16 protein-coding genes and 1 tRNA gene are annotated in these 19,757 nt (G+C 63.4%); 12 read left to right on the forward strand and 5 right to left on the reverse strand.

The window, feature by feature from the left end:
* The first annotated feature begins 79 nt into the window (after positions 1 to 79).
* From GJ695_RS22085 to GJ695_RS22110, 6 genes are all read left to right on the forward strand, one after another.
* A complete protein-coding gene (locus tag GJ695_RS22085; RefSeq protein ID WP_154368560.1) occupies positions 80 to 658 on the forward strand; it encodes a TetR/AcrR family transcriptional regulator in 579 nt (192 codons plus the stop codon).
* Between the two features lie 70 nt (positions 659 to 728).
* Complete coding sequence (locus GJ695_RS22090) at positions 729 to 1,436, forward strand: SDR family oxidoreductase (RefSeq protein ID WP_154368562.1); 708 nt, start codon at positions 729 to 731, stop codon at positions 1,434 to 1,436.
* 348 nt (positions 1,437 to 1,784) lie between these two features.
* On the forward strand, positions 1,785 to 2,336 hold the full coding sequence (locus GJ695_RS22095) for a hypothetical protein (protein ID WP_154368564.1): 552 nt from the start codon (positions 1,785 to 1,787) through the stop codon (positions 2,334 to 2,336).
* Between the two features lie 91 nt (positions 2,337 to 2,427).
* Positions 2,428 to 3,831: an MFS transporter gene (locus GJ695_RS22100; RefSeq protein ID WP_154368566.1), complete on the forward strand. Its 1,404-nt coding sequence runs from the start codon at positions 2,428 to 2,430 to the stop codon at positions 3,829 to 3,831.
* Between the two features lie 72 nt (positions 3,832 to 3,903).
* Positions 3,904 to 6,273 carry a S9 family peptidase gene (locus tag GJ695_RS22105; RefSeq protein ID WP_154368568.1) on the forward strand — a complete coding sequence of 790 codons (2,370 nt, stop codon included), beginning with the start codon at positions 3,904 to 3,906 and terminating at the stop codon, positions 6,271 to 6,273.
* 8 nt (positions 6,274 to 6,281) lie between these two features.
* Entirely contained in the window at positions 6,282 to 7,571 is a 1,290-nt protein-coding gene (locus GJ695_RS22110) for an alpha-amylase family glycosyl hydrolase (RefSeq protein WP_154368571.1), read from the forward strand.
* A 107-nt stretch (positions 7,572 to 7,678) separates the two neighbouring features.
* Here the strand turns inward: GJ695_RS22110 and GJ695_RS22115 are convergent, their stop codons facing one another.
* Positions 7,679 to 9,079 carry a M20/M25/M40 family metallo-hydrolase gene (locus GJ695_RS22115; RefSeq protein ID WP_154368573.1) on the reverse strand — a complete coding sequence of 467 codons (1,401 nt, stop codon included), beginning with the start codon at positions 9,077 to 9,079 and terminating at the stop codon, positions 7,679 to 7,681.
* A 122-nt stretch (positions 9,080 to 9,201) separates the two neighbouring features.
* Between GJ695_RS22115 and GJ695_RS22120 the strand changes: the two genes are divergently transcribed.
* The 3 genes from GJ695_RS22120 to GJ695_RS22130 all read left to right on the forward strand — a co-directional run bounded on the left by GJ695_RS22120 (position 9,202) and on the right by GJ695_RS22130 (position 10,760).
* Positions 9,202 to 9,277, forward strand: a tRNA-Phe gene (locus GJ695_RS22120).
* Positions 9,278 to 9,525: 248 nt separating this feature from the next.
* Positions 9,526 to 10,410: an FkbM family methyltransferase gene (locus tag GJ695_RS22125; RefSeq protein ID WP_308493213.1), complete on the forward strand. Its 885-nt coding sequence runs from the start codon at positions 9,526 to 9,528 to the stop codon at positions 10,408 to 10,410.
* Positions 10,411 to 10,520: 110 nt separating this feature from the next.
* Positions 10,521 to 10,760, forward strand: a complete 240-nt coding sequence (locus GJ695_RS22130; protein ID WP_154368575.1) for a GH25 family lysozyme — start codon at positions 10,521 to 10,523, stop codon at positions 10,758 to 10,760.
* Here GJ695_RS22130 and GJ695_RS22135 read toward each other — a convergent pair.
* Entirely contained in the window at positions 10,757 to 11,629 is an 873-nt protein-coding gene (locus GJ695_RS22135) for a substrate-binding periplasmic protein (protein WP_154368577.1), read from the reverse strand. The two genes, GJ695_RS22130 and GJ695_RS22135, sit on opposite strands and share 4 nt — an antisense overlap.
* Positions 11,630 to 11,678: 49 nt before the next feature.
* Positions 11,679 to 12,116, reverse strand: coding sequence for a hypothetical protein (locus GJ695_RS22140; RefSeq protein ID WP_154368579.1), 438 nt, complete (start codon positions 12,114 to 12,116; stop codon positions 11,679 to 11,681).
* 225 nt (positions 12,117 to 12,341) lie between these two features.
* Here GJ695_RS22140 and GJ695_RS22145 point away from each other — a divergent pair, with 225 nt between their 5' ends.
* Both GJ695_RS22145 and GJ695_RS22150 read left to right on the forward strand, forming a co-directional pair.
* The gene (locus GJ695_RS22145) at positions 12,342 to 12,587 is read left to right on the forward strand and encodes a hypothetical protein (RefSeq protein ID WP_154368581.1); all 246 of its coding nucleotides are present in this window, start codon (positions 12,342 to 12,344) and stop codon (positions 12,585 to 12,587) included.
* Between the two features lie 129 nt (positions 12,588 to 12,716).
* Positions 12,717 to 14,726, forward strand: coding sequence for a S9 family peptidase (locus GJ695_RS22150; protein WP_154368583.1), 2,010 nt, complete (start codon positions 12,717 to 12,719; stop codon positions 14,724 to 14,726).
* 9 nt (positions 14,727 to 14,735) lie between these two features.
* Here the strand turns inward: GJ695_RS22150 and GJ695_RS22155 are convergent, their stop codons facing one another.
* A complete protein-coding gene (locus GJ695_RS22155) occupies positions 14,736 to 15,749 on the reverse strand; it encodes a LacI family DNA-binding transcriptional regulator (protein WP_166455297.1) in 1,014 nt (337 codons plus the stop codon).
* A complete protein-coding gene (locus GJ695_RS22160) occupies positions 15,736 to 16,551 on the reverse strand; it encodes a polysaccharide deacetylase family protein (RefSeq protein WP_154368585.1) in 816 nt (271 codons plus the stop codon). Before GJ695_RS22160 ends, GJ695_RS22155 begins: the two co-directional genes overlap by 14 nt.
* A gap of 236 nt (positions 16,552 to 16,787) precedes the next feature.
* On the opposite strand from GJ695_RS22160, the gene GJ695_RS22165 reads away from it, so the two are divergent.
* Positions 16,788 to 19,694: a TonB-dependent receptor gene (locus tag GJ695_RS22165; protein WP_229260606.1), complete on the forward strand. Its 2,907-nt coding sequence runs from the start codon at positions 16,788 to 16,790 to the stop codon at positions 19,692 to 19,694.
* The last annotated feature ends 63 nt before the right edge of the window (positions 19,695 to 19,757 follow it).

Below are 19,757 nucleotides of genomic sequence, written 5' to 3' on the forward strand. Positions count from 1 at the left end.
ACGTAAAACGGCCGCATGCTATCGCCGTCATAGAAAAAAAGCCTTTGACTTTTTTAAGACGACCGGTCATATTATGCACATGGCTAAAGCAAACGTTAAAGAGCAGATCGTCAGCACCAGTTTGAACCTGCTGCACAGCAAAGGGTTCAATGCGACCAGCGTCCAGGATATTACCGACGCCGCCGGTGTGCCGAAAGGCTCGTTCTACAACCACTTCACCAGCAAGGAAGCGCTGGGGCTGGAAGTCGTGCAACGTTACCTGGCCGCCGTGGGCGAACTGGCGGCCGTGCTGCACGATGGCACGCTGGCGCCCCGTGCACGGTTGCAGCAGTATTTTGAACGCATGATCGCCGGCAACGCCGCCAATGATTTCCACTGCGGCTGCCTGCTGGGCAACTTCAGTACCGAATTGTCCAACCAGATTCCGGCCATGCGCAGCGCCATGCAGCAAGCGTTTGCCGGTTCGGCGGAACTGCTGGCATCGGTGATCGCGGCGGGCCAACGCGACGGCAGTATCCGCAGCAGCGTGCCGGCAGCCGAGCTGGCGGCCTTCGTCAACGACGCCTGGCAAGGCGCGGTGCTGCGCACCAAGACCGAACAGAGCCGCGAGCCGCTGGACCGTTTTGCACGCATGACGCTGGGCACGATTTTGTCGTAATTTTTTTTCGGCCATTTTTAAGATGACCGGTCATATTGTAGTTTTCCAACTCAACTCGAAAGGAATCATCATGAACTTCAACAATGCAATCGTACTGGTTACCGGCGCCAACCGTGGTCTGGGCAAAGCCCTGGCGCAAGCCGCCATCAAGGCCGGCGCCGCCAAGGTCTACGCCGCCGCCCGCAAACCGGAAACCATCGACATTCCCGGCGCCACCCCGATCAAGCTGGACGTGACCAACGCCGCCGACATCGCCGCCGTGGTGCAGGCGATTCCCGACCTGACCATCCTGATCAACAACGCCGGCATCCACGTGGTGGGCGGCGTCACCGGTCCGGACGCATTGAGCGCCGCCCGCGCCGAGTTCGAAACCAATTTCTTCGCGCCGCTGGCCCTGAGCCACGCCTTCGCCCCGGTGCTGGGCCGCAACGGCGGCGGCGCCATCATCAACATCCTGTCGGCGCTGAGCTGGGCCAGCTTCCCGACCACCGGCACCTACAGCGCCTCCAAGGCCGCCGCCTGGGCCCTGACCAACGGCCTGCGCGGTGAACTGCAAGCGCAAAACACCCAGGTGCTGGGCGCCCACATGGGCTACATGGACACCGACATGACGGCCAACGTCGATGCGCCGAAATCCAAGCCAGCCGACATCGCCCAGGCCATCGTCACCGCGCTGGAAGCGAACCAGGACGAAGTGCTGACCGACGAAGTGTCGAAACAAGTGCGCGCCAGCTTTGCCGCGCCGCGCGCCTTCTACCTGGGCGCACCGCGCGCCTGAACTGCCGCAGTGCAGCATTGAGGTTGCGGCCACAACCGGCCGCAACCGATAGAAATTATTTTTGGCGGCCGCAATAAATGGCGTATTTTCAGGCGCTGAAAAAGGGCATAATCATCTTCTCAGCCAGGTGAAAAAGCGCGCGTTGCGGCCGGCTTGACGTGTGCGCAATTCGTTTTCCCCGCCGGTAATGCTTCGCTTTGTATTGCCTCACAACCAGTTGTGAACAATTGTAAATCGGCGTTGTATGAGCCCGTTTAACGCGCTATGGTGGCAGCTTCACCTCGGGCGCGTCGGCTCCTCTGCGACGACCTCCGCGCAGCCGAAGTTACATGGAATACGGGAAACGCTATGCTAACTGCCACCTATGTCTTGTTGACACTGTCTATCGAGCAAAAAAAGGAACGCCATTTCATCTCGCGTCTGCTGCAGTACGTGCAGTCGATCGCGCGCCGGCCACAGGAAATCGATCCTGTGTTCATCGAGTCCCAACTGAAAGAACTGATCAGCTTTGCCGAGTCGCGCCACCAGCGCAAGGTGGAGGCCTGCCTGATGCCGGCCGTGCGCGCGGCCGAACCCAACTGCACGCCGCTGATGAACGACCTGGAATCGTTGAGCAAGCGCGGCAGCGCCATGCTCAACGCCGTCTACCGCTGCCTGCGCCGCGCCATGCGCCGCAGCGCGTCGCAGGGCAAGTTCCTGTGCCGCACGGTGGACCTGTATTGCCAGAACCTGCTCAAGCGGCTCGACAAGGAAGAACAGGAACTGCTGCCGCTGGCGCAGAAGGTCATCTCCAGCGAAGAGTGGTTTGAAATCGGCAGCAAATTCCTGGCGCAGGATGACGACGATGCGGCCTCGCGGCCGGAACTGCGTCCGCGCCGCAGCGGCGTTGCCACGGCCTGATCTACGCGCCAAACTGGTGCAGATTTAGCCACTGTTGTTTTGCGCGCGCGAACGCTTGCCTCAGCAATATCGTGCGGATAATATCGTCAGTATGCAGACCCATCGCGCCACCGGCGCCAAGATACTGCATCTGCGCGGCGCCGCCGGCCTGGATGCCATCTACCGCAAGATCAACTGGCGGCTATTGCCGCTGCTGATGCTGTGCTATGCGGTGGCGTATCTGGACCGCGTCAACGTCGGCTACGCCACGCTGCAGATGGGCGCCGATCTCGATTTCAGCCGCCAGACCTACACCTGGGGCACCACCCTCTTCTTCCTCGCTTACTGCCTGTGCGCGGCGCCCTGCAATCTGCTGCTCGAACAGCTGGGCGCGCGCAAGACGCTGCTGCGCCTGATGCTGTGCTGGGGCGCGACCAGCGCCGCCGGCGCCTTCGTGCGCGAGCCGGCGGAATTCTATGTGATCCGCTTCCTGCTTGGCGTGTTTGAAGCGGGCTTCTTCCCCGGCGTGATTCTCTACCTGACATGGTGGTATCCGGCCGCGCGGCGCGCGCACGTCTTCGCCATCTTCGCCGCCGCCGCGCTGCTGGCCGGCGCGGCGGCCGGTCCGCTGTGCGACCTCACGCTGCGCGGCATGCATCAACTGGGCGGCCTGCAAGGCTGGCAATGGCTGCTGCTAACGCAAGGACTGCCGGCGGCATTGATCGGCGTCGCCGCCTGGTACTTCCTCGCCGACGGGCCACAGGACGCGCCCTGGCTGTCGTCGTTTGAACAGCAGATGGTGGAACAGGATCTGGAGCGCGACGAACAGGCGCTCAGCGACGGCGAAGAGGCGGACGGCGACACCGCGCCGCCCTCGCCCTTCGCCACCGCCTGGGCCTTGCTGCGCCAACCGTCGATCGCCTTGCTGGCCGTGGCCAACCTGCTGTTGATGGCCGCCAGTTACGCGCTGATGTTCTGGTCGCCGACGCTGATGCAGCGCTGGGGCATGGCCAGCAACACGCAGCCTGGCCTGCTGGCCTTTGTCCCCAACCTGGCCGGCGTGATCGGCATGATCCTGATCGGCTACGACTCCGACCGCCGGCGTGAACGGCGCGGCCACTTCATCGCCTGCATGGTGCTGGCGGCCGGCGGCCTGGGACTGGCCATCGCCGCCGACAATGGCCTCGGCTGGTCGCTGGCCGGCCTGACGCTGGCCACGGTGGGCGTAGCGGCCGGCGCGCCGCTGCTGGTGGCCATCCTCACCGGCCTGCTGGACCGGCGCCGCGCCGCCATCGGCATCGCGCTGGTGGGCAGCCTCGGCGTGATGGGCGGTGCACTGGGGCCGGCCCTCAGCGAGCGCATGCTGGCCTGGGGCGACAGCGCCGCCATGCTGGCCGGCTTGATCCTGCTGTATCTGGCGGCGGGCGCTATCCTGATGCTGGCGTTGCGGCTGGCGCCGCGCCGTGGCGGCCCCGATGCCGGCCATGGCGAAACCGACAAGATAGCCCGCAGCTAATCCATGGGCTAGAATCTGGGACGCGCTGCAATCCGGTGCTCCCGTTCACCCAACCTCAAAGCGAAACTATCAATGCGTTTTGTACTGCCACTCCTGGCGACCGCCATCGCGGCCCATGCCACTGCCGCCACTACCTCCACCGCCGCACCAACGCCCATCACCCTCGATCAAGCCATGGCCAATCCGGACTGGATCGGCAATCCGGTTGAATCGGCATGGTGGGGCTGGGACAGCCGCCAGGTGTACTTCAAGCAGAAACGCAATGGCTCCGCACTGCGCGACACATACCAGATCAATGGCGCCGCCGCCAAGGTCGTGGAAGAAAAACAGCTGGCCAACCTCGATAGCGCCGATCCGGTCTACAACCGCGAACGCACGCGCGCCATCCTGCTCCGCAACGGCGACCTGTTTGAGCGCGACCTGAAAACCGGCGCGCTGACGCAGATCGTGCGCGGCACCACGCCGGCCGCCGACGCGCAATACGCCGCCGACGGCAACCACGTGCAGTTCCGCGTCGGCAGCGACTGGTTCAGCTGGAGCCGCAGCGAGCGCCTGGTGTCGCCGGTCGCGCTGCTGCGCACCGCCAAAGACCCGGACGCCGCACCGGACGCCGACTTCCGCCGCGACATGCAACTGCGCCTGATCTCCACGCTGGCGCAGCTTAAGAAGGACAAGGACGACACCCGCGACCAGCGCAACGCCGACCGCGCCGCCGACGCCACCCGCGCGCCGCAGCCGATCTACCTGGGCGACAAGGTCACCATCGAAACCAGTTCACTGTCGCCGGACGGCCGCTACCTGCTGGTGGTCACCGCCGCCAAGGACGGCGACAAGCGCCGCGTCGGCAAGCTGCCGAAATACGTGACCGAGTCCGGCTACGAGGAAACCGACGACGAGCGCAAACGCGTGAGCGACGCCGGCCCGCTGTCGCACCATCTGAAACTGGTGGAAGTGGCGACGCGCAAAGTGACCGACCTGTCGCTCGACGACCTGCCGGGCATCAAGGACGATCCGCTGGCCGCGATGCGCGCCGCGCAGAAGCTCGATGCGCTGAAAGGCAATCGCGCCGTGCGCTTCGAAGGCCGCGAAGACTCGATCCGCTGGAGCGCCAACGGCGCCAGGGTCGCCGTCATGGCGCAGGCCATCGACAACAAGGACCGCTGGATCGCGTCGGTCGATCTGAGCGCCGCCAAGCTGCAACCGCTGCACCGCCTGAGCGACACCGCCTGGGTCAACAACCGCGGCAACGACTTCGGCTGGCAGCCGGACAACAGCACGCTGTGGTACGAGTCGGAAGAAAGCGGCTACGGCCACCTGTACCTGCGCACTGCCGACGGCAAATCGCGCGCGCTGACCTCCGGCAAATGGGAGGAATCCAACGTCACCTGGTCGTCGGACGGCCAGACCGCCTACTTCATGTGCAATCCAAAACTGCCGGGCACTTATGAAGTCTGCTCGACCAGCACCAGGGATGGCGCGCTGAAGGAACTGACCGCGCTGGGCGGCGTTGAAAGCTTCTCGCTGTCGCCGGACGGCCACAAGCTGCTGGTGCGCTACTCCACCGCCTACATGCCGGCGCAGATCGGCACCGTGTCCAGCAGCGGCGGCAAGGTCACCCAGCTGACCGACACCCGCAGCGCCGACTACAAGGCGCGCGAGTGGATCGAACCGCAGATCGTGCCGGTGCCGTCGACGCACGGCGCCGATCCGGTTTGGGCCAAGCTGTATCGTCCGGCCACGCTGGAAGCGGGCAAAAAATATCCGGTCGTAATGTTCGTGCACGGCGCCGGCTACCTGCAGAACGTGACCAAGCGCTACCCGGTCTACTTCCGCGAGCAGATGTTCCACAACCTGCTGGTGCAGAAGGGCTACATCGTGCTGGACATGGACTACCGCGCCTCGCTGGGCTATGGCCGCAACTGGCGCACCGCGATCTACCGCCAGATGGGCCACCCGGAACTGGAAGACTACGTCGATGGCCTGAACTGGATGGTCGCCAATCAACAGGGGGACGTCAAGAACGTCGGCATCTACGGTGGCAGCTACGGCGGCTTCATGACCTTCATGGCGCTGCTGCGCGCACCGGACCAGTTCAAGTCCGGCGCGGCGCTGCGTCCCGTCACCGACTGGACCACCTACAACCACGAGTACACCGCCAACATCCTGAACACGCCGGAGCTGGACCCGGAAGCGTACAAGGTGTCGTCGCCGATCGAATACGCCGACCAGCTGAAAGGCAATCTGCTGATCGCCCATGGCATGATCGACGATAACGTCTTCTTCCAGGATTCGGTGCGCATGGCGCAACGCTTCATCGAACTGAAAAAGGACAACTGGGAACTGGCGCCGTATCCGCTGGAACGCCACGGCTTCGTGCATCCTGAATCGTGGTACGACGAATACCGCCGCATCTACCAACTGTTTGAACGCACGCTGAAATAAGGGACTCTATGAAAAAGCTTGCCGCCTCGCTGATCCTGGCGACGTTATTCACCGCCGCCCACGCCGAGCCGAAACACCCGGCGTGGTCGCGCAGCTCCAACGTGTATGAAGTCAATCCGCGCCAGTTCAGCCAGGAAGGCACGCTGAACGCGGTCACCGCCAGCCTGCCGCGCCTCAAGCAGATGGGCGTGGACATCGTCTGGCTGATGCCGATTCATCCGATCGGCCAGAAGAACCACAAGGGCACGCTGGGCAGCTACTACGCGGTGCAGGACTACACCGCCGTCAACCCGGACTACGGCAGCATCGATGACCTGCGCAAGCTGACCAGGCAGGCGCACGCGCTGGGCATGCACGTCATCATCGACTGGGTGGGCAACCACACGGCGTGGGACAACCCGTGGGTGACGCAGCACCCCGACTGGTTCAAGAAGAACGACAAGGGTGAGATCTACTCCGTCACCTTCAAGAACGAAGCCGGCGGCACCGAGGAATGGACCGACGTGGTCGGCCTCGACTACGACAACAAGGAACTGTGGAAGGGCATGACGGAAGCCATGGCCTACTGGGTCAAGGAAGCCGGCATCGACGGCTTCCGCTGCGACGCGGCGGGCCTGGTGCCGACCGCGTTCTGGGACCAGGCGCGCGCGCAGCTGGACAAGATCAAGCCGGTGTTCATGCTGGCCGAGTGGAACGAGCCGGCGCTGCACGACAAGGCCTTCGACGCCAGCTACGACTGGCCGCTGAACGACATCATGAAGAAGATCGGCAAGGGCGAAGCCGGCGCCGCCGAACTGCGCGCCTACGTGACCAATCCGCCGAAGACCTTCCCGCGCGACGCCTACCGCCTGCAGTTCACCAACAACCACGACATCAATTCGTGGGCCGGCGCGGACAAGGATCTGTATGGCCCGGCATGGGGCGCGATGACGGTGCTGAGCTACACCCTGCCCGGCATCCCGCTGATCTACAACGGCCAGGAATCGCGGCTGGACAAGAAGCTGGAGTTCTTCGAAAAAGATCCGATCGACTGGAAGAACTATGAACTGGAAGGCTTCTTCACCGGCCTGAATGCGCTGAAGAAGCAGAACCCGGCGCTGTGGAACGGCGCCTCGGGCGGCGCGGTGCAACTGCTGGAAGTCGGCAACGAGAAGCTGTTTGCCTTCAAGCGCCAGCAAGGCGCCAACAACCTGCGCGTGATCGTCAATCCGACCAACCAGGTGCAGAAGTACAAGCTGGCCGGCGAAGGCCAGGCCGTGCTGAAGCCATGGCGCTGGCGCATCATCGTGCCGGAATAACCCCGGACGAAAGGGTCAGACCCCGCATGGGGTCTGACCCTGGCCGCAGCGGTATGCGGGTTGCGCAGGCGCCGCTTGCAGCACAGTCAAAAGCCACCCCTTAGCCCCTATTCGGTCGCCAGGCGCTTGCCGAGGCGGTACAGGTATTCCTGGCCGTCGTACAGCGACTTGACGCGGATGTGCTCATTCAAGCCGTGCGCGCCGCTGCCTTCCGGGCCATGGAACATGCCGCTGACGCCGTAGGTCCAGATACCGGCGTTGTTCAGGAAGCGGCCGTCGGTGCCGCCCGTCGACATGGTCGGCACCACCGGCACGCCCGGCCACATATCGTTGCTGATCTCTTCCACAGCCTTCATCAGCACCGGCGTCATGGGCGGCATCGGGCCATCGACGCCATCGCCGATGCGGGTGATCTTGATCTTGTCGTCGGCCACCACGCGCTGCAGGGTCGCCTGCACTTCGGCGATCGGCTCGCCCGGCAGGATGCGGCAGTTGACGGTGGCGCGGGCGCGCTGCGGCAACGCGTTGTCGGCATGGCCGGCATCGACCTTGGTCGCCACGCAGGTGGTGCGCACGGTGGAGTTGTGCACCGGGCTGACCGCGTACAGCCGGTCCAGCGCCGCCTGATCCGGCGGATCTTGCAGAATCGCCTTCATGTCGGCGGCCACCTGGCCCTTTTCAATCGCCGACATGCGCTCGTAGTAGGCGCGCGTCACCGGCGACAGCTTGAAAGGGAACGAGAACTGTCCGAGGCGCGACAGGCCGTCGGCCAGATGATAGATCGCGTTGTCCTTGAACGGCGCCGAACTGTGGCCGCCGGGATTGGTCACCTCCAGCTGGAAGCTCTGGTAAATCTTTTCGCCGGCCTGGATGCCATGGCGGACCGGCTTGCCGTCCTTGTCCAGCAGGCCGCCGCCGCCTTCGTTCAGCGCGATCTCGGCGTCGATCAGCGCGCGGTGGTGGTTGACCAGGTATTCGGCGCCGTCAAACTGGGACGGCACCAGCTCCTCGTCGCAGGTCAGCGCCAGGATGATGTCGCGTTTCAGCGGCAGCTTCTCTTTTTTGTAGAGCAGCATATTGTTGACAAAGGACGCGGCCATGGCCTTGTCGTCGGACGAGCCGCGCGCGTAGAACATGCCGTTTTCCTCGACCAGCTTGAACGGATCGCGCTCCCAGTCTTCGCGCCTGGCCTCGACCACGTCGATGTGGGCCAGCAGCAGCAGCGGCTTCTTGCTGCCGTCGCCCTTCAGGCGCGCGATCAGGTTGCCCTTGGCCGGACCGCCGGGCGGAATCAGGATTTGCAGCTCGCTGTCCTTGAAGCCGCCGGCTTTCAGGCGCCTGGCCATCTTCTGCGCCGCCACCGTGCAGGAGCCGACCGAATTGGTGGTGTTGGTCTCCACCAGCTCCTGGTAGATCGACCGCATCTGCTGTTGCACCGGCGTCAGGTCCGCGCCCTGCGCCGCGCCCGCCACCGCCAAACCCGCCAACCACCAAGCCGCCGTCTTCATATCGTCCTTGTCTGATGAGATTGTCTAATTGACTAAATTAATCCCTCCGCCATGGGGCTGTCAACAAAATGGATGCAGGCTCTTGCCAAACCCGGCAGGTGGTCGCTATAATTGCGGCCCTTGGCCTGGTAGCTCAGTTGGTAGAGCAGAGGATTGAAAATCCTTGTGTCGGTGGTTCGATTCCGCCCCGGGCCACCAAGAATATAAAAACGCCACCCTCGGGTGGCGTTTTTGCCATCTACGCCGCCCCGCCGGCATCCCGTACCCGCCGCCCGATCCATTTCCATGCCGCCGCTCGCATTGCTGCCTGCGGCACGGCATCACGTATCCGACATCAACATTCAGCGCCTGATTGCCACCGCGCGCCAACCTTGCCGCCTGGTGTTTTTATTTTGCGGGGGCGTTGTGATACGTTATAGTATTACTGCAAAGCAATGAGTGCCGTGATGATGGACCGACACTGCAGAAAACTCATCGCGACAATAGCGGTTGATCAATCAGCTCAAAATATGAATGGAGTGCACCATATGAAAAATTTGCGGCCCATAGCTTTTGTATTGGCAAGTACAAACCACGGTTCTATGCTGGTTAACAGGCACGATTATCGACTCACGCCGGCGGGTGGCTACGGCGCTGGATTTCAATTATTGAATACGTCGGCATTTGATCCTCAGGAAATTGATTTTGCCGTTCAGTTGCTTATGAGCCGCAAGCAGAACTTTGGTAATGGTGTGGTGGCGATCGACTGTGGTGCAAATCTTGGGGTGCATACGATTGAATGGGCACAAGCCATGCACGGCTGGGGCGAAGTGATCGCCTTTGAGGCGCAGGAGCGCATTTATTACGCTTTGGCAGGAAATATCGCGCTGAATAACTGCTTTAACGCCCGGGCCATTTTCGCCGCAGTGGGCGCGTCGGAGGGAGAGATATTCGTTCCTCTGCCAGATTATTTTTCACCATCCAGCTTCGGCAGCTTGGAAATCAGAAAGAAAAGTACGACGGAGTTTATTGGCCAAGAGATCGATTACACCGAGGAGAATTGTGTAAGAACAAAAATGACTTCTATCGATCAGTTAAATCTCAAAAGATTGGATTTCATCAAAATCGATATCGAAGGCATGGAGATGGAGGCCTTGGTTGGCGCGGAACAATCCATCGATAAATACCGGCCGCAATTGATGATCGAAAAGATCAAGTCGAACGAGGGAGAAATTCGCGCCTTCCTGGAAAAATTTGACTATCAGGTATTCCCATTTGGAATTAATCTGGTGGCCGTACACCAAGACGATCCGGTGGCCCAGCAACTGAGCAAGTTAAACTTTAACGTTTAATTTCAGGCCCGTCTGGAATCCAGCGGCCCAAGTCCTGCCACGGTCTTGGGCCACACGCAGGCCAATCAAGAGGCGTAATGCGCAAACTTGAATTTGCGCGCCGATATTGATTGCAGAAGAAAGAAGTACGGTTCGCCTATCTGAAGGCCACCCAAGGCACCGGGTACATGGATGGAAAGTTCGCCATGTTCTGGAACCAGCTCGGCAAATTACCCAAGAACCAGCAGGTGCATCGCGGCGCCTACCACTTCCTCAGCGCGGAAAAGGACGGCGCAGTAATGTTGAAACGATCAGTTCGTCAATCATGGAACGATCGCTCCAGAGCGTCAGATAGAGGGGATAGACGCTAGCGGCGGCGATCCGCCGGGTGATACCAGAGTTCGCGCCGCGCCAGCGGCGTGGCGGCCGACAGCAGCGGGTTACGCAGCTCGAACACACGGCGCGCGGCCAGGCTCGAACGGGCGATCATGTCGCCGAAATATTCCTGGAACAGGTGCACATAGCTGCCGTCGGCCAGCATGCCTTCCAGGCCCTGCTGGATGGCAGCGGCCAGCGCGGGATTCGATTTGTTGACGAAGAAATAGAACGCGCTCGGGTAATGCAGCGCCAGCCCCGGCGCCACCGTCAGCCCCTGTTCGGCAAAGGCCGCCGCCTCGTGCCAGACCTCAAACACGGCGCGCGGAAAATAATCGACCCGGCCGGACTCCAGCATCTTGAACATGCCGGCATAATCGGACGCGGTTTGCACCCGGTAGTGGTTGGCGCGCAGGATGTCGGTGTCGGGCCAGTCGTGCCCTTGCAGCGCGTCCAGCGCCTGCAGTTCTGCGGCCTTGCGGATGGCGCCGAAGCGCGCCGCATCGCGCCGGCGTATCATCAGCAGGCGCCAGCCGATCAGGCCCATGTCGAGCGGAATGCGCACCGGCAGCAGTTCGCGCTCGCGCGCCTGCGAGGTCATGGTCCACAGCACATCGACCACGCGGCCCGCCGCCAGTTCGGCCAGCGCGCGGTTCTGCCGCATCATGACGGTGGTCGGTTCCAGCACATGGTCGCCGCCGGAGCGCGCCAGCGCCATGCGCAGCAGGCGCACCGGGTAGTGTTCGGCGCCGTTGCCATGCCCTTCCGCCTCCGATTGCGGATACCGCACCAGCGTGGCGGCGCGCGCCGGCGTGAGCCCCAGCGCCAACGTACCGCCCAGCAGGAATTGTCTACGGTCGACCATGGGTCAATATTAACTTAGAAGCAATCCCGTGCACAATCGGCGGCGCCGCTCAGGCATGGCGCGCGGCCAGCTTGGCGCGCAGCTCCTTGATTTCGGCGGCGTAGTTGTCGCGCGCGGTGACGGCGCCGACCAGTTCCATCTCGGCCGCCAGCCGGGCGTCGGACAGGGCGGCGGCGGCGGCGACATTGCGCTCGATCTGTGCGCGCAGGTCGGCCAGCTGCGCATCCTTGCCTTCGATCGCCAGCTGGTCCTTGGCCTTGCCGACCAGCGCGTCGGTGGCAATGCTGCGGGCATTGCGCAGCTCGGCCATCAGCTGTTCGATTTCCTCGTTGCGCTCGGCCAGCCCGGTCTGCGCCGCCTGCAACGCCTCTTCGGTGCGCGCCAGCGTTTCGCGCGGACCGGCCACCGCTTCCTCCGCCGTTCGCTGCACCCAGTCGCCCAGCGCGGCAACAATGGCTTCGGGAATCTCCAGTTTCGGTGCGGTCATCACAGGCTCCAATCAAAATAGAACACACAAGATACCGCATGAGATTGCCGTCAGGCAAGTCCACTGGCGTGCGGCTGCGCGGACGCGAAACTGCCAGCATCGACGTTATCTTTAAATAACATCATCTTGGGCCAGCCACGCAACCTGAGCGGCACAACCGGGCGCATCACCATCGACAACGCCGAGCGGCATCCGCAAGACCTGGTGGACTACTAGCGCGCGCACATGCGCCACACGCGCGACGCCTGGCGCAGCGGCGTCATCGACCCGGCCGATGGTCTGCCGGACAGCGCCCGCAAGACGCTGGGCAAGCGCAAGACCATGCCGGCGCTTTACACGGCCGCCGCCGTGCTGGACGACGAAGGCGACAACTGGATCGCCGTCTTCTACAGCGCCGCGCACGAGGCGCAATTTACGGAACTGTGCGAGCAGCTCGACATCAGGCGCATCGAACGCGCCGCGTGGCGGTAGCAGGCTGCCGGCCGCCTGTGGCGCCGATCCCGCAGTTCATCGACACCCATTGCAGTTTATCGCAATGATGTCGCACGGGCATGCTAAATTGCTACGATTGGTCTTCCATTCATCAACGATGAGGTCTCCATGATCCGCTACGCCCTGCCTGCCCTGCTGCTGGCCAGTGTCCTGCCAGTCCACGCCCAGTCTCCCGCCGATGTGCCGCTGATCGAGCGCGCCAAGATCTTCGGCAATCCCAGCAAGACCGCCGCCAAGATCAGCCCGGACGGCAAGTGGCTGTCGTGGATCGCGCCGCGCGACGGCGTGCTCAATGTGTGGGTGGCGCCGGCCAGCGACCTGGCTAGGGCCAAGCCGCTGACGGACGAGAAAACCCGGCCGATCCGCAACAGCTTCTGGTCGCCGGATTCCAGGACGGTGCTGTTTATCCAGGACAAGGGCGGCGACGAGAACTTCCTGCTGTACGGCGTCAACGTCGACAGCGGCAAGCAGACCAACTACACGCCGTTTGAAAAGACCCGCGCCCAGGTGCTGCACATCAGCAGCAAGATCAAGGACCGCATCCTGGTCGGCATCAACAACCGCGACCCGCGCTGGCATGACGTCTACAGCCTCGACCTGGCCAGCGGCAAGCTGACGCTGGTGCAGCAGAACGACGGCTACGGCGGCTACCTGGCCGACGACCAGCTCAAGCTGCGCATCGCCGAGAAGGCGCGCGACGACGGCGGCACCACCTACTACCGCATCACCGACGGCAAGATCGACAGCAAGCCGCTGGTGGAAGTGGGCCTGGACGATTCGCAGACCACCGCGCCGTGGGCCTTTACCGCCGACGGCAAGACGCTGTACTGGACCGATTCGCGCAACCGCAACACGGCGGCGCTGGTGGCGCAGGATGTCGCCAGCGGCAAGACCACCATCATCGCCGAGGACGCCCGCGCCGACATCGGCCAGACCCTGACCGACGAGCGCACCGGCCGCGTGCAGGCCTACACCGTCAATTACCTGAAGCAGGAATACGTGCCGGTGTCGAACGACGTCAAGGCCGACCTGGCGTTCCTGAAGCAAAACACCAAGGGCCAGTTCACCGTCACCTCGCGCACCGAGGCCGAGGACAAGTGGCTGGTGGCGGTCGATCCCGTCACCGCGCCGGCCTCGACCTGGCTGTACGACCGCAAGGCCAAAAAGCTGACCCAGCTCTACGTCAGCCGGCCGGAGCTGGAAGGCGCGCCGCTGGCGGCCATGCATCCGCAGGAAATCAAGGCGCGCGACGGCCTGACGCTGGTGTCCTACCTGACGCTGCCGAAGGCGGTGGACCCGAGCGGCAGCGGCAAGGCCAGCAAGCCGGTGCCGATGGTGCTCTTCGTGCACGGCGGCCCGTGGGCGCGCGACGGCTTCGGCTACAACAGCTATCACCAGTGGCTGGCCAATCGCGGCTACGCGGTGCTGTCGGTAAACTATCGCGGCTCGACCGGCTTCGGCAAGAACTTCATCTCGGCCGGCGACTTGCAGTGGGGCCGCAAGATGCATGACGACCTGCTCGACGCGGTGCAGTGGGCGGTCAAGAACGGCGTCACCACCGCCGACAAGGTGGCCATCATGGGGGGCTCGTATGGCGGCTACGCGACGCTGGCAGGCGTGGCCTTCACACCGACCACCTTTGCCTGCGGTGTCGACATCGTCGGCCCGTCCAACCTGTTCACGCTGTTGCAGACCATTCCGCCGTACTGGGAAGCGGGCAAGCAGCAGTTCTACAAGCGCATGGGCGATCCGACCACCGAGGAAGGCAAGGCGCTGCTGAAGGAACGCTCGCCGCTGAACTTCGCCGGCGACATCCAGCGGCCGCTGCTGATCGGCCAGGGCGCCAACGACCCGCGCGTCAACGTGCGCGAGTCGGAGCAGATCGTCGACGCGATGGCGGCCAAGAATATTCCGGTCACCTACGTGGTGTTCCCGGATGAAGGCCACGGCTTCGCGCGGCCGGTCAACAACATCGCCTTCAACGCGGTGACCGAGAACTTCCTGGCCCAATGCCTGAACGGCCGCGCCGAGCCGATCGGCGGCGCCCTCAAAGCCTCCACCGCCCAGGTCAAGCACGGCGCCGAGTTCGCGCCGGGCCTGGCCGACGCCATCAAGTAAGGGCTGAAGTCACACCTGCCCTGCGCGCGCCAGCGAGGCGCGCAGGGTCATCGTGACGGGATGGCTGCGGGTGACGGGGCGCTGCAGGCCGTAGCAGCGGTTCAGCAGGTCGTTGACGCCGCTTTGCGTCATCTCGCGCCACGGCATGTGGACCGTGGTCAGGCGCGGCGCGGAGAATTCGGCGCTCGGCGTGTCGTCGTAGCCGATCACTGAAATCTCGTGCGGCACGCGGATACCCGCTTCCTGGAAGTACGACAGCGCGCCGGCCGCCATCTCGTCATTGGCGCAGAACACGGCGCTGCAGCGCCGGCCCGATTCCACCAGTTCCTTGGCCGCCGACCAGCCGCCGGCCGGCGAGAAGTCCTTCTCCACCGCCCACATGGCCGAAGTGTCGACACCGGCCGCCTCCAGCTCGGCCTTGAAGGCCGCCACCCGCACCACGTTGTCGGGCAGGCTGGCCGGACCGGCCACCAATGCGATGTCACGGTGCCCGTGATCGAGCAAGGTGCGCGCGGCGATCTTGCCGCCCAGCTTGTGATCGACCGTGAAGCATTGCGCGGCGATGCTGTCGAAGTAGTGGTTCAGCACCACCATCGGCTTGGGACGCGGCCCCAGCGCGGCGATGTCTTCCTCCAGCAGCACATTGGTCATCAGGATCAGTCCGTCGCAGCCGCGCTCGACCAGGAAGGCCATGCCCTCGATCGCCTGCTGCCGCGCGCCGCCCAGGCCGGCGCCGAACGCCACCACCATGTGCAGCCCGGCCGCGCGCAGTTCGGTATCGATGATTTGCAGGATCGGCGTGTAGAAGGTGCCGCTCAGCACCGGGATGTAGACGCCGATCATCTGGCTGTTCCCCGACAGCAGCGAGCGCGCCGCATGCGACGGCCGGAAGCCCAGCTGGTCGATCGCCGCGCGCACCTTGACCAGCGTGGCCGGCGACACCGATCCCTTGCCGCTGACCACGCGCGATGCCGTGCCCAGCCCTACGCCCGCCAGGCGGGCCACGTCTTTAATGGTCGCCACGTTGTGTCTTCACGTAAGTCATGATGTTCAAGAAAGTGTCGGTCCAGTAGCGCTGCTTGTTGGCGGCCAGGTACTGCACCAGTTCCTCGTGCGCGGCGGCGCTGGTGGTGATGTAGTCGCCGCCGACGCCGTGGAAGGTGAAGTTGACCATCGTACCCTGGGCCGCCGCCTGCCGCACCAGCGCGATCAGCTGCTGCCCGCTCAGGCCTTCCGGCGCATACACGCCGACCGCCTTCAGGTTCAGCGTCTGCATCGACGGCGTCACCGCCTCGCCGCCCACCTTGATGGCGACGAAGGATGGCGCGATCGCCGCCAGGTAGTCGGCGCCGGCCGCCAGCGTATCGCCGCACGGCACAGTGTAGGTGCGTTCGCGCTTGCCGTCGATGGCGTACAGCATGGTGTTGGCGACCGTCACCTGATCGAGCATCTGCGCCACGCTGGTGGTGTCGAGGTCGCGGTGCGGCTGCACCCAGCCGTGGCCGGGCGCCTTCAGCGAGCACTGGTGGAACAGACTGTGGTTGCCCAGCTCGTGGCCGTTGCGCGCCGCCGCGCGCCAGTCCGCCATGCGCTTGTCCACCGCCGGATTCGACAGTTGCAGGTAGAAACTGCCCTTCAGCCCGTACTTGTCCAGCGTCGGAATCGCGTGGTCGAGCTGGGAATCGAGGGCGTCGTCGTAGGCCAGGCTGACCGCCGCCTGTTCGCCGTGCGGCCAGTGGAAAGGTAATCCATCGCCGGCCGCCGCGACGCCCTGCCCTGACGCCACCAGCGCCGCAAAAACCACCTGCAAAGTCGTTATTTTCATCAAAAGTGTCTCTTTTTGGAAACGTTCCCAGCTCATGTTGCACTGCCTGATTACCTATGTCAACGAAAACAGGTGCACAATTTTATGGCACGCCAAATTGACTTTGAAATTCGTTCAATGCTATATTCGCATCATTGATTGGAAACCTTTCCAAACAAGGCAGGACGGTACGCAGCAGATGTTTATAAAAAAACATAGGAGATAACATGCATTATCCAAAGGCACGACAAACATTGATGAGCCTGGCAGTAGCCAGCGCCTGCGCGGCAGCCGCCGCGCCGGTCTACGCGCAAGAAGCCCCGGTCAAGGCCGCTGAAGCGCAACCGGAAGTCCAGAGCGTGGTCGTGACCGGCCTGCGCCAGTCGCTGATTTCCTCGATGAATCTGAAACGCAATTCCGACGGTGTGGTCGACGGCATCGTCGCCGAGGACATCGGCAAATTCCCGGATACCAACCTGGCCGAGTCGCTGCAGCGTATCTCCGGCGTGTCGATCGACCGCTCGATCGGCGAAGGCTCGAAGATCACCGTGCGCGGCGTCGGTCCCGACTTCAACCTGGTGCTGCTGAACGGCCGCCAGATGCCAACCTCCAACCTGGGCGACCTGAACGGCCGCGCCTTCGACTTCGCCAACCTGGCGTCGGAAGCGATCTCGCAGATCCAGGTCTACAAGACCAGCCGCGCGGAAAACGCCACCGGCGGCATTGGCGCCACCGTCAACGTGATGACCGCCAAACCGTTCGACCGTCCGGGCCTGCACGCCAGCATCGGCGCCAAGGCCGTGTACGACACCTCGAACGACAACCTGCCGGCCGACGTCCAGGCCAACCGCTCGCTGACGCCTGAAGTGTCGGGCATCTATTCGAACACCTTCGCCAACAACACCTTCGGCGTGGCGCTGACCGGCAGCTACCAGGAACGCAACCTGGGCTATAACACCGCCGCTGTCTCCAACGGCTGGAAAGGCCCTTACGCCGGCAACGCCGGCCCGCTGACCGGCGTCGGCAACCAGGTCACCAACGGCCCCGGCGCGACCGACCTGTACTCGCTGCCGCAGAATCTGAACTACAACTTCAACGGCGTCAAACGCCAGCGTACTAACGCCCAGCTGACCCTGCAGTACAAGCCGGTCGACTCGCTGGTCACCACGCTGGACTACACCTACTCGGAAAACAAGATCCAGACCAAGCGCAACGACATCTCGGCCTGGTTCAACTTCGGTCCGTCGGCCAGCTCGTGGACCAAGGGTTCGCCAACCAGCCCGTTGAGCTGGACCGAGTTCGTCAGCGGCAGCGACATCGCCATGGGCGGCGCCGACTTCGCCACCAAGACGCAGAACAAATCGCTGGGCTTCAACGCCGTGTGGAAAGCCTCGCCGACCTTGCGCTTCGAACTGGACACGCACCACTCGACCGCCGAATCCGGCGCCGACAGCCCGTTCGGTTCCAGCAACACGCTGGGCACCGCCAGCTTCAGCCGCGGCAACACCACGGTCGACTTCAGCAAGGACTTCCCGGTGCTGAGCATCCAGGGCGCCGACTTCGTCAAGGCCGGCCAGCAGGTCACCGGCTCGGTGTTCACCAACTCCTACATGAAGGGTGAAGTGAACCAGACCCAGGTCAAGGGTGCCTGGAAAGTGCTGGAAGCGTCCGAGCTGAAATTCGGCGCCAGCTACGCCAAGGTCGACAACCGTTCGGCCTTCTCCAATCAGCAGCGCGATACCTGGGGCGGCGCCACCAGCCCGGCCGACTACCCAAGCAACGTCTGGCATCCGAACTCGATCGGCCAGTACTTCGACCAGATCAGCGGCAGCGCCAATCCGAACCTGTTCAACCAGTTCTACACCTTCAACTTCGCCCAGGTGCGCCAGATCGCCGCCACCGCGTCCGGCCAGCCGGCGCTGTACATGCCGAAGTCGACCTTCGACAACGACGCCCGCACCGGCGAGAAATCGAAGGCCGCCTACGTCCAGTTCAACACCGACTGGGATACCGCGCTGCCGATCCGCACCGCGCTCGGCCTGCGTTACGAGAAAACCGACGTGGTCTCGACCGCGCTGGTGCCGGCCGCCACCGGCATCAGCTGGGTCTCGCAGAACGAGTTCCCGATCACCTTCGGCGCGCCGACCTTCACCACGCTGGGCGGTTCCTACCACAACCTGCTGCCGAGCTTCGACTCGGACATCGAGCTGACGCCAACGCAGAAACTGCGCTTCAGCGCCGGCGAAACCATCGGCCGTCCGCGCTACGATCAGATCCAGGGCGGCCAGACGCTGAACTCGCTGGTGCGTACCGACGGCGGCACCGGCTCGCAGGGCAATCCGGCGCTGAAACCGGTCAAGTCCAAGAATCTGGACCTGTCCTACGAGTGGTACTATGGCCAGCAAAACTTCTTCTCGATCGGCTACTTCAAGAAGAACCTGGAAAACTACGCCGGCCAGTCGCAGATCGACGCCACCCCGTTCAACCTGCATACGCCAGTCGGCGGCGCGCTGTGGAACGAAGCGCTGGCCAACGGCAAGTGCTTGGTTTCGGACACCACCTGTATTCGTAACTACATCTTCACCAACCACCCGACCGCGCCTGGCGTGACGGCGCCTGGCGTGAACGGCAACGTCAACGGCACCATCGTCGGCCAGCCGAGCGATCCGATCGCCAACTTCCGCATCACCTCCTTCTCCAACCAGAAGAAGGCCAGCCTGAGCGGCGTCGAGCTGAACCTGCAACACATGTTCGGCAACAGCGGCTTCGGCGTGTCGACCAACTACACCTATGTGCACTCGGGCCTGCGTTACGACAACAACGCGGTGGGCGAGCAGTTCGCACTGGTCGGTTTGTCGAACTCGTCGAACGTGGTCGGTATTTACGAGGACAAGAAGTTCACCGCGCGGGTGGCCTACAACTGGCGCGGCGAGTTCCTGTCGTCGACCTTCGACGGCTCCGGTCCGAATCCGCAGTACGTGGAAGCCTACGGCCAGGTCGACATCAGCCTGGGCTACAACTACAACGACAAGCTGAGCTTCCAGATCGAGGGCATCAACGTCGGCAATTCGATCCAGCGCGTGCATAGCCGCACCCAGAACCAGCTGGAATCGGTGACGCAAGCCGGTCCGCGCTACATGGTCGGCGCGCGCTACAAGTTCTAATACTGTTGTAGCTGCACCACGAAAAGCCGCTGCCCGACGGATAACCGGCAGCGGCTTTTCATT

It is taken from the genome of Duganella alba, from assembly GCF_009674495.1.
Taxonomy (GTDB): Bacteria; Pseudomonadota; Gammaproteobacteria; order Burkholderiales; family Burkholderiaceae_D; genus Rugamonas; species Rugamonas alba.